At 40.4% G+C, this 11,929-nt stretch carries 8 protein-coding genes; all 8 read right to left on the minus strand.

What is annotated here, in order from left to right; translation table 11 throughout:
• Positions 1-553: 553 nt before the first annotated feature.
• Positions 554-2,341, minus strand: coding sequence for an iron uptake porin (locus ACFE93_RS31775; protein WP_375479661.1), 1,788 nt, complete (start codon positions 2,339-2,341; stop codon positions 554-556).
• A gap of 585 nt (positions 2,342-2,926) precedes the next feature.
• Positions 2,927-5,164 (minus strand): aminodeoxychorismate synthase component I, encoded by a 2,238-nt coding sequence (gene pabB / locus ACFE93_RS31780; RefSeq protein ID WP_375479663.1) that lies wholly within the window; start codon positions 5,162-5,164, stop codon positions 2,927-2,929.
• Positions 5,165-5,960: 796 nt separating this feature from the next.
• The gene (locus ACFE93_RS31785; RefSeq protein WP_375479665.1) at positions 5,961-7,421 is read right to left on the minus strand and encodes a hypothetical protein; all 1,461 of its coding nucleotides are present in this window, start codon (positions 7,419-7,421) and stop codon (positions 5,961-5,963) included.
• A gap of 73 nt (positions 7,422-7,494) precedes the next feature.
• Entirely contained in the window at positions 7,495-7,893 is a 399-nt protein-coding gene (locus tag ACFE93_RS31790) for a hypothetical protein (RefSeq protein ID WP_375479667.1), read from the minus strand.
• A gap of 173 nt (positions 7,894-8,066) precedes the next feature.
• Positions 8,067-8,462, minus strand: a complete 396-nt coding sequence (locus tag ACFE93_RS31795) for a TrkA C-terminal domain-containing protein (protein ID WP_375479675.1) — start codon at positions 8,460-8,462, stop codon at positions 8,067-8,069.
• Between the two features lie 266 nt (positions 8,463-8,728).
• Complete coding sequence (kdpC, locus tag ACFE93_RS31800; protein WP_375479669.1) at positions 8,729-9,367, minus strand: K(+)-transporting ATPase subunit C; 639 nt, start codon at positions 9,365-9,367, stop codon at positions 8,729-8,731.
• Positions 9,367-9,636 (minus strand): potassium-transporting ATPase subunit F, encoded by a 270-nt coding sequence (locus tag ACFE93_RS31805; protein WP_375479671.1) that lies wholly within the window; start codon positions 9,634-9,636, stop codon positions 9,367-9,369. The genes kdpC and ACFE93_RS31805 overlap by 1 nt, the downstream gene beginning before the upstream one ends.
• A 6-nt stretch (positions 9,637-9,642) precedes the next feature.
• Positions 9,643-11,784, minus strand: coding sequence for a potassium-transporting ATPase subunit KdpB (gene kdpB / locus ACFE93_RS31810; protein ID WP_375479673.1), 2,142 nt, complete (start codon positions 11,782-11,784; stop codon positions 9,643-9,645).
• Positions 11,785-11,929: the final 145 nt, after the last annotated feature.

Here is an 11,929-nt window from a genome sequence, read left to right on the forward strand (position 1 = left end):
CCTTCTGCCCTCTGCCTTCCCCCAACCGAGATCACCAAAAGTTGCCAAGAACCCAAAACTTGAGAAAAATTCTGAAGCATAAATAGAGTAGGAGTTAACACTTTATTTAAGTTTTCAGCTAATAACTAACATCAGACTTAGCATCAAAATATGAGCGTGCTTTTAATTTCTGAATCATAACCAGATAATGAGTTTAAAAAACTTTCACTATATATAAATAGAGCGATTAATCGCTCACTACAAACTAGGATTTTATTTTATGTTGAATTATGCCTACTGGTCTATCAAACCCATTTTGACGTTTGGAGAGACGCGATAAATCGCCATCTCTCCAGAAAATTTATTCGCCAATTATTTCTTGACAGACTACTACCTACTTAATCTAGAAATCTAGCTTTTAAAAAGGCTGATATCGTACTGAAAAATTAAACCCATTTTCTTGCAGTGAACTACCGCGATCGCTTGTGCCAATTAAACACGCCTTTATTCTGTTTCGATAAATTACCATAGGGACGTATAACTATGCGTCCCTAAAGCAAATTGTTGTAAACCTTTAGAATGTGAAAGTTGTTCTCAGCGTACCGATAATTGCATCATCGTTATTACTGTTTTGACCAGGAGAGGTCAACCAGATTACACCAGGGGTAATTGAGATGTTATCTGACACGCGATATTTGTAAAAGCCTTCAAAGTGATAAGGTATATCATTACCAGTACCAGCAAAAACTCCTCCTCGGTTACGGGCATAAGGTTCTGCACCAGCAAAAACACCTAAAACATTACCTTTTTTACCAAGGTCAGGTAAGGCTACCCCAAGACCGTAACTCCAAGCTTCATAATCATCACCAGCACCAAAGCCTGTGACATCGTGGTAAGAAATGAAGCCACTGACTGACAGTTTGTCGCTGGGTTTGAAAGCTGCCGATATCCCATAAGAGTTACTGGAAGATGCGTTTAGGGTACTTAGAGTGTTAGCTTGATTAGTACCTACGACGCGGTTAGTGCTACCCAAACCACCACCGAAATCAAATAAATTACCACCTCCAGCACCATGATAACCGTGAACGTAGGTAGCACCTATAGAGAAGCGATCGCCAACACTAAAGTTCAACTGTCCAAGAGCTGCATAGTTACCTTCCAATAAACCTTGATTTGGCCCAGGATTATTAGCATTTGACGCCAAATAACCTATAGTCAGTGAGGGTTTGAAAAAACTGCCACTACTACTACCTAAGGGTAAAGTCAGTGCTGCACCTGCACCACCACCAATGCGATAAATCGGACTTTCAGAAGCAAAGGTAGACAAAGCACCATTACCACCATCAAAGTCCTCAAAGTAAGGGTTGTTAGTGGGCACATAATCGCTATGAATACCTCCGGTGCCCGCAAAGTAAGCTTGAACTGGGCCTATGGGTACGTAATACGCCAGCCAGTCTATAATTACACCGTTGTTTCCAGTACTACCGATTTGAAAACTTTGTGTGCCTTCAGCAGTATTAATAGGAAGACCAGCATTATCCACCTGATTAAAGGCTAGTGCATTACCGGCTGCAAGACGGGTGTGTAAAACGTCTTTACCCGTAAAGCTGGTTTGCAAGTCTAAACGTATCCGATCTTGGAAGACAGTATTATTCGCATCGCCAGTATTATTGCCAAAAATATCACTAACGGCAAAAATAGCTTCACCCACCAATTTTGTGGTAGTGGAAAACTGATTGGCTTCTAGTTCAGCAGTCCGTGCTTCTACAGAATCTACTCGACCGCGTAGAGTTGCCAGTTCTGCCGAGAATTCCTCTTGCAAACGCTGAAGAGTCGCCAAATCCTGTTTTGTCACCAAGTCAGCAGTTGCTGTCGCAATCAGTTCATTAACTCGATCTAAACAAGCATTCAAACCTGCGGCAAACTCATAACGAGTCAGTGCCCGATTACCACGGTAAGTAGAATTTGGGTATCCAGCAATACAACCGTAGCGTTCAACCAAGGATTGCAAAGCTTGGAATGCCCAATCAGTTGGCTGTACATCAGAAAATTGAGAAACTGATGTGACTTGAGACAGTGAATTCTGATTTTTGCTTTCGTTGCTGTAGCGATTAACCTCTTCTAAAACCTTATTTTCATCGGTCTTTTGGGCAACCAATTGCTGATTAACTTTTGGTTGCTCTGTTTGAATGAATATTGAAGCATTAGCAGCTATTGGTGCTTTTGTCTGAGCAGCTTTTGGCTTTGTATTTTCAGAAGAACTTGCTACTTCAGCAGCAGCCATAGCCTTAGCGGAAACCAACACCGTCACTCCTAAAACTACTGGACTTAGTACCAGAGTTTTCCACAATAGATGAAACATTTTTATTTTCCTTTCCCAAAAAATGACCAAAATCAGTTGGTTCAAGAAAAAGAGAACAAGTAATTATTCTACTTGTTAGGAATCTTATCAGATTGCTGTTAACTAAGCTATATATCTAAGAAAATTTTTCTAGATAAAGAATCGTAAAGTTTTGCAGATAGCTTCTTTGTCAAAGGTAGGCTTTATAAGCGATTTTTACGCGATTTTGTGCAATATATGGACTTTAGCTTCTTGTTTTTAACCCTAGTTTTTGCTAGCTTCTTTTTATATTTCAACTTATTTCTTAATCAAAAAAGTGCATTTATGTATGGGGTTATGATGATAAATTCGTAATTATTGATTATTAATTATTTTGAACTTCCAACTTGCTGAATGTTGGATATAATGTCAATACCGTCAGTGAAGCCGAAAATTCTTGGTAGAGACACAAAAATTCTCGTCTCTACAAATTAAAAATCAATACCAAAAATCCTTAACCAAGGGAATTTGGATATAAATGTTAGTTTCAAGAATCTTTAATAGTAGCCAGTTTTGTGTCAGGATAGCCACCCCAAACACATCTCCATTCTTTTTTAAGTCTTTGATTTAGGCAGATAATTTTTCATAACTATCAGCAGTTGTTGCTTCTAATCCCAGAATGGGATACGTATCTGGTTCAGATGTTCCGTGCATCGTCAGAAGCAGAGCGTCGATTAAGGCTTTGGCTTTAAGCAGCGTTTCCTGAAACTCCATCTCCGGCTCAGAAAGCGCTATAATCCCGCCACCAATACCAATGGAGGTTCGATTGGGAGTCAAAACAGCAGTCCGAATCACAATATTCAAATCGGCTGAACCATTCAAACCCAAAAAGCCGATCGCACCTGAATAGACTCCCCGCGCTTCTTGTTCCAAGCGATCGATAATTTGCATGGTGCGGATTTTGGGCGCACCAGTCATCGATCCTCCGGGAAATGCAGCCAGCACGCAATCCACCGCTTGTAAATCTGAACGTAACCGCCCGCGTATCGTTGTCACCAACTGATGTACTGTTGAGTATGTTTCCACATCCATTAATTTTGGTACATGGATGCTACCAACTTCACAGACTCGTCCCAAATCATTGCGTAACAGATCGACAATCATCAGATTTTCAGCTCGGTCTTTTTCGCTGTTGCGTAGCTTCTCACGGAGGACAAAATCGGCTTCGGGGGTTTCTCCTCGTGGTAGGGTTCCCTTGATCGGCTTAGTTTCTACCCATCTTTGGCGATCGATCCGTAGAAACCTTTCTGGAGATGAGCAAGCGATCGCAATTTCACCAAAGCGCAAAAATGCAGAATAAGGAGCTGGGTTGATTTTACGTAATGTGCGGTAGAACCTCAACGGATCGGGGGTTGCATCGGTGTAAAGTTGATTTGTCAGACAAACTTGATAAGTTTCCCCTTCGTGAATTTCGTCCAAGCATTGCTGAATATCTTGAATGTAATTTTGGTAAGTGCGACTCAAACGGAATTTAACAGGCTGACAATTTTCTTGGGGTACAAGAGCAAAAAGAGGATCGAGAGTTTCGAGTTGTTGTTGAATAGTATCAAACCAAGTTTCTACTTGTTCTGTTTGTCCTTTTTTGATTAATTGCAGCAAATAAAGACACTGTTCTTGATGATCGATCGCAATCATGCGATCGGCAAGTAAAAAAATTGCATCAGGTAATGGTGAAGAATGCACCAATAAAGATCCACACTCCGCCTTAAGTTCATAGCCAAAATAGCCAACAAATCCGCAGTTAAAATCAAAAGGTAACTGATCAGATTGACAAAATCGGCAATCTATTTCCCGCCTTAAATACTCAAAAATACTTTCGGTGCGATGAATCACGGTATCTGACTGTGTGACGATCAGTTCTTGTGTTTGGGTATGATATCGCACGAATAAACTGTTTGCTCCACTTCCATCACCCATAAACGAGAAGCGAGATAAACTAAATTCCACACGGCTGCTATCTAGCCAAAAAGCGTTTGCTGCATCCCCAAACAGCTGTACAAATATTTGTTCTGTATTTGGGCAGATATCTAACTTACGTGTATGCAATTCAAACTTCTCTTCCTGTTCTTGGTGGGGTCGATTTATAACAGGAGTAACAGATCCATATCCAATCGAATATTGCTTTTGTGGACTTCTTGACTCTGCCAATAGGCTTTCAAGCCCCTCGCCTTGTGGGTGGCTCCCCCTCCTGCCTCTTGCCTTCTTCTTCCTTGACGATTTCTCTGTAAATTGCAGCGTAATATCTCGAAAGTTTGCTAGTAATTTTTGCCCATATTCTGTACAAATAGACTCTGGATGAAACTGCACGCCCCAAAAAGGTAGATGTCGATGACGCAATCCCATCACCAGTTCTTCTTCAGTCCAAGCAATTTTTTCTAGACACTCAGGTAGTTCATTAGTAACTAACAACGAGTGATAGCGCACCACAGAAAAATTACTAGGAATATCTTGAAATAATTCTGAATTATTATGATAAATTTTACTGAGTCTACCGTGTCGAACTTCTGGTGCATGAATCACTCTTGCACCATGTAGGTAGCCAAGTCCTTGATGCCCCAGACAGACTCCCAGCAAGGGCACATCCGCATTCTCAATTATCTGTCGGCAGACTCCAAAATCTTCTGACCTTTCTGGACGACCGGGGCCTGGTGAAATTACAATGTTATCAAATGCAATTTCTTTCAATTCATCCCAGTTAAGGCGATCGTTATAAATTACTAGAGGTAGTTTACCATTTACCTCGGCAATCATCTGGTAAAGATTAAAGGTATAAGAGTCATAATTATCAATAATTAATGTTTGCATACATACTTAATTAACGACTGTATAGAACATTTTTGCGATTAGAATAGCACCTAGATAATTTATCTGCTACTTTATATTTTTTGGTTCTATCTTTGTTAATAAGTTATGTTGTCATATACTTTGCAGTTCTTGATTTTGGTTAAGCTTGTCCTTACTGCCTGTAAAGTATCCTAGCATAAGGTATTTCCAACAAATAAATTATCTAATCATGTAGGGTGGCAGTATTCGACTCAACACTCATGTCGAAGTCCTGCTCATCCTGAAAATGAGATGGATAAGCACACCCATATCACAAGAAAATTGGGATATTTTTTTATCAAAGCAGAATAGAGGCGTCAGTCGCCAGAATTCAATTCTGAATTCTGGCGAGTGGCGAATGAATAAGCGGCGTTTTTGCACCCCCTAAAAATGAAAATTTAGCGGTCTACAATTAGCGCAAAGTCTTTTGCGTTCGCGTAGCGTCTCGAAGAGAGGTTTCCACCGGAAAGCGCAGCCCGCCGCAGGCATCAGAACTTTGTAAGAGAGTCGTGGGTCTGAATCCCCCACTTGCGTTTGTTCTGACTCCTGAATTCAGAATAGCTGGATTCTTCTTGGAAGTCCCTAAGTCTTGAAAGAATATGTCTAAGTACAGCTTTGCCTAAATTTGTCACGAATGGACTCAAAAAACTTTGCGCTCCTCTGTGTTTAAACTCAAACCCTCAATTGGTCACGAATTTATGAAACTGTGTACTAAGAGGATTTACCTGGATAAAGAATTTAAAATTCTTCTAGATGGCTTGTTTACAAAAGGTCTAATTTATGCAATAAAATCGCTCGATTTTGTCCCATTTCTAGACTTTACTTTCTTGTTTTTAACCCTGATTTGTGGTAAATCCTTTTTATCTTTGGAAAAGTAACAGATTTCTACTAGAGTTGGCCATATTTCTAGAGAGCCGTGAAATTGGCTAATAACATCATCGATAATTCTGGAAACATTTTGCTGAAAAAAGTCTGGTTCAAATCCATAAAAGACTCTCGATAAATTCTCAGCAAATAATTGAAGTGACTGCTGACGTTCTTCATTCTGGGTAGAGATTGAGGCTTTGACTACCTGTCTGTGGATAGCAGAGATTTTTTCCAGAATTTCCTCAGAATCTTGTAAAGTGACTTCGCCAGAGTATTCAAACTTAATTCCCAAATCGTCGAGATGATAAACACTGTTTTTAATCTTCTTTTTCAGCAAGCTACATATTTCTTCATTAAATAGTTCGCTAGCTAGAGGATTACGCATATAGTTATTTCTAATATGGTTTTGGACAGCATCAACGTGTGCAGCTGCAATCCCTTCTTGCTGTATCCAAATCCTGTAGATATAATCCTCAAACCTGAGTCGAGTTGGAAAAAAAGGTGGTAAACCTAGCTGATTATCATATCCAGCGACTCCACAATCCATTCTCCAGTTTTTGTTAGTAATAACGGGTCGAAAATTGGTAAGAATATAAAAATCATTTAGGTCATTGGGACTAATTTGGTTCTCATCATTGAGATACATGTGAATAAAATCAAGTGTATCGATATCATTAGTTCCGGTGCGAAAAGTTTGGGCAATCTTAACGATCGCATTATTCAAAACTCTCCCTTGTTGTAATAAGAGGCTGTTTTCTCGAAAGTAACCTTTAGTTGTATTGGTTTCTAAATCCATTGCTGTATCAATAACCAATTCTCCAGCCTCGAAGTTTTCTGGTACATGGCTGGCTTTTTGACCTAAAACATCACCAAAAGCCGTGAGTAAGTCAAAAGATTTATGGACGTAACCACCTTGTTGACTAGATTTGATTAATTTTCCTCGACATATTTCATCACCTGATAAAGATTCTGGACTAGTTTCAATTAATGCATCTGGGCGCATATCGTCATCTGCACTAACCATTAAATGTCCAAGGGTATACATCAGCGTGAAGTTGCGATTTCCTCCATAACTAGGTCGGAATAAGTTTTTGACTAGTGATTCTAGCTTGCGATCGCGCAGTCTTTCGTTTAAAAATGTAATAAATTGCTCTTTCTGCTGTGGGCCAACATAAAACACGTCATTGACTGTCTTAGTCTCCTCTAAAAGTGGATAATATTTTTCGTGGTTGGCAATACTAGAATCGTCAAAAACAATAATTTTTAAAGCATGACCATTTACCCAGAAATTCTCATCATACTTTTCGATGGTCTGTGCTACATCCCTCAGTCGATGAGTCGGAATAACAAATACTGTTTCTTTTTGTTTCATAAAATTTGTTCAGGTTTTTTAAATAAAGTTTCCAACCTTTAAGCAAAGTTTGAAGTTTGTCAAATTAATAAACCTATTTAGGGTTGTAATCAGAGCAATTGAGTGCTTGTTTTGTTAGAGCAGTAGTAGGATGTACTGCACACTTTAGAAAATAGTTATTGTTAAAAAATTGGCATTTTTTACAGGTATGTTGCTCTAAATGTTTGATGCTTACTATTTCGTCTTTATCTTGCACCGTATTTTCTGGGGGATCTTCTAGTGCCTTGCAGACAAATGAAACGAGAAAAACGACAATTGTCCAAACAACCATAAAGGAAATGTGAACCAAAAACACCGCTACAAAGGGAATATCTCCGTCATGTGGTTTTGTATCACTATGTGTTGCCTTAGCCAGGTTAGCTTCAATCAGAGTAGACTGATGAACGCTTTTTTGGGTGGATACATAAAGTCGGAAAAACTCCGAAGTATGCATATTAAAAACCTTTAATTAATCGAACTTAGATTCAGTAAAGTTAAGGAGGCAAGAGGAATCCCTATAAAAAATTAAGGTGGCTTATAAAGAAATTGGCAGAAGGCAAAAAGATTTTTTTATCCTACCGCAAACTCGAACTGCCCTCTACTTTTATTCGGGAAATGTTCATCTGTTTAATAATATATGGAATTGAAAGTACTTGATAGGTCTGAGTAATCTGAATTAACAGATTGACTGTCTGTTGGTCGAGTTTCCAATAAGCAACTGTTTAGGGAGTAGTAAACAGAATGGATTTTTTTAAGAGTAACTTTGAGAGCGGGAACCATCATGTGATGGGTTGCTATTGCTAAAATGTAATCCCCAGCAAAGAGACTAGGATTATCTGTTGCTGAAATTACTTGCTTTCCTCTTAAGATTCCTAGAAAAACACATTGATTCGGTAACTGAATATCACTTAAATGAATGCCACAATAAATGCTATTTGCTTGGATTAAAACACCAAATAGGCTTGGTTCTAAAGCTTTTTTATTTTTTAATACAAAATGTTTTTTAACTCCATCTAATAGTATTGTGCAATACTATCTTGAAAAAGTATGCTTTCTCTAAGATATATTTTGAAGATATATAAAATGTATTAATTAAATAAAATATATGTTTATAAGTAGCTAAATAGGTATATATTTAGAGATATAAATTTAAATTTTATCTACTACGAAAAAAAATCTCGATTTATTTAATAAATCGAGAATCTAAGCTTTAAAATTTTAAGTAATCATTAAAGATTACTATAGATAACTATTCCAAATATGAGGCATATTCACTATTTACCAAGCCATTATCCCTTAATCTTATCCAGAGCTAAATTCAGCTTTAACACATTAACTCCAGGTTCGCCAAAGATGCCGAGAAAGCGACCATCGGTGTTTTGAGAAATTAAAGTTTCAAGTTGGTTTGGCTGAACTCCTCGCGCCTTGGCTACTCGTGCAACTTGCGCGATCGCAGCTTCCGGGGTAATGTGGGGGTCAAGGCTGGAACCAGAGGTGTAGACTAAATCGCCAGTCGGCTGCACATCTGCTTTTTTTAGACGATTGAAGTCACCCTCTACCTTTTTGCTGGGGTCTGGATCATCCTTACCCTTAATGCGTTCCAGCAATGCGGGATTACTGGGAGCCAAGTTACTAGCGCCAGAAACCCCAGTTCTCAAAACTCCCGCATCGTCCTTTTTGGGATCGGCTGTGCTGTAACTGGTGGTACTGGGACGGCTGTTAAAATAGCGATCGCTACTAAAAGGTTGACCAATCAAAGCAGAACCGACAACTTGACCTGTGCTATTTTTCAATAGACTGCCGTTTGCTTGAAACGGAAACACAATCTGCCCAATCGCAATCATCGCAAAAGGATAAATAATCGCTCCAATAACCCAGAGTACTAAGGTAGAACGAACAGCTCTACTAGCTTCACGTGCAAAACTCATTAGAATTTCTCCGGTACAAACATTACAAAAAATAAATAGATGGAAAGCCCTAGCGTCGTCAGTCCTAACAATCCCAATCCCCAAGATTGACTGCGGGAAAGTTGTTCGTTAGTAGCGGCATAAACCATAGGCGCAACCACTAAGTTGAAGCACATCGCCAAGAATAAATACAGTGGCAGCTTTTGTCTACGCCATTGACACCAAATTTCAGTTATTTCTTCTAATATTTGGGATATAGGAATAGTGCGTCGCATCTGAATAGGTTTCATAAGAAATTAAGACAAAGGTAGGATAATATCTATCAGTTTGATGGCAATGAAAGGAGCAACGATACCGCCAAGACCAAAGATGAAGATGTTACGACGTAGCAGTTGATCTGCTGTTAAAGGCAAGAACTTCACCCCTCTGAGTGCAAGCGGAATTAGTGCCGGAATAATTAAGGCATTGTAAATCAGCGCCGAGACGATCGCAGATTGGGCACTCTTTAATCCCATAATATTAAGTGCGCCGATTCCAGCAGCAGCAAAGATCGTCGGAATGATCGCAAAATACTTAGCAATATCATTAGCGATGGAGAATGTTGTCAATGCTCCACGAGTAATTAGCAACTGTTTACCAATAGTTACTAAGTCAATCAACTTCGTGGGGTCTGAGTCTAAGTCCACCATGTTAGCAGCTTCTTTGGCAGCTTGCGTCCCTGAGTTCATCGCTACACCCACGTTTGCTTGAGCCAGAGCAGGTGCATCGTTCGTACCATCCCCAGTCATTGCCACCAGTTTACCCTCAGATTGTTCCGAGCGAATCACCTCAATTTTGTCTTCTGGAGTCGCTTCGGCAATGAAATCATCCACCCCCGCCTCTTCGGCAATTACTGAAGCGGTAATTCGATTGTCACCTGTGAGCATGATAGTTTTAACACCCATGCGGCGGAGTTGGTCAAACCGTTCCCGCAAACCAGGTTTGACAATATCTTTCAGGTAGATGACACCATAAATTTTGTCATCTTGGCAGACAGCTAAGGGCGTACCGCCTAACCGGGAAACTCGCTCATAAGCTGCATCTATATCATCAGGAACGTGGCCACCACGGGAACGGACAAATCCCTTAATCGCTTCCACTGCACCTTTGCGAATTTGTTTACCATCGGGTAGATTCGTACCACTCATTCGGGTTTTCGCGGAAAATTCTACACCTTCGGCTTTATCAATATTAAAGTCTACCCCAGCCTGGGACTTTTCTGCTAAAACTACAATTGACTTGCCTTCTGGCGTATCGTCAAACAAGCTAGCAGCTAAAGAGACTTGCGCCACCTCTATTATTGAGTGATTATCTAGGGGAATAAACTCATCAGCCATTCGATTACCCAAGGTGATCGTGCCAGTCTTATCCAGCACTAAGGTGTTGATGTCACCGCAAGCTTCTACTGCTCGACCAGAGGTAGCAATGACGTTAAACTGAGCAACTCTATCCATCCCTGCAATACCGATCGCACTCAGCAAACCACCGATAGTTGTAGGAATTAAAGCTACCAGTAGTGATATGAGAATAGCAACGCTAGCACCCGCCCGCAAACTGTTTCCCGCCTCAGCCCCAAAGACGGTACTGATAAAGCTGGCGATGTAGCTAACAAATGGGGGCATTGTCGCTACTACAATCAAGAACACCTGTGTTAATACTGCCAACAATACTGTCAAAGCAATCTCGTTGGGAGTCTTGCTGCGTTCTGCTCCTTCCACTAAGGCAATCATGCGATCAATAAAGCCTTGACCAGGATCGGCGCTAATGCGAATTGTCAACTCATCGGAGAGTAGGCGTGTACCACCTGTCACCGAACTGGCAATATCTGTACCTGGTTGCTTCAGTACCGGGGCAGATTCCCCAGTAATTGCCGACTCATCCACTGAGCCAATGCCTTTAATTACATCCCCATCGGCAGGAATCATATTATTTGCACTGACTTTTACCAAATCGCCCCGTCGCAGTTCTGTAGAATTGACTTTTATTATCGAACCATCGGGGAGGATTTTATTAGCGATCGTATCCGATCGCGTTGATCGCAGTGAATCAGCCTGAGCTTTACCGCGTCCTTCAGCTACGGCTTCCGCAAAGTTGGCAAAAATCAGGGTGAAAAAGAGAATAAAGGTAATCAACCCGTTTAAAAGGCGTTGTTGGTTAACATCTGCCTGGATTGTGCCAAATAGATTTGGGTTAAGAGTAACAAGAAAGGTGACAATTGTCCCTACCCAAACAACAAACATAACTGGGTTTTTGACAGTAATTCGCGGATCGAGCTTGATAAATGATTCGCGAATTGCTCTTTGGTAAAGTCCCCGCATATCTGTTTTGGGGGTGTGTTTGCGCGAGTCACGAGTTCCAGATGGAATACGGGACGAGGAAGAATCAGTAATAATTGGCATAGATTAAATTTTGAAAATGGGGCATTGGGCATTGGGCATGGGGCATGGAGGATAGGGGATGAGTCTTTAATACTCGCGGACGAGTCTTTAATACTCGCCGACGAGTCTTTTTTACTCGTGAATGAGTCTTTGATACTCGCCGACG

It is taken from the genome of uncultured Nostoc sp. (assembly GCF_964247315.1).
Taxonomy (GTDB): domain Bacteria; phylum Cyanobacteriota; class Cyanobacteriia; order Cyanobacteriales; family Nostocaceae; genus Nostoc.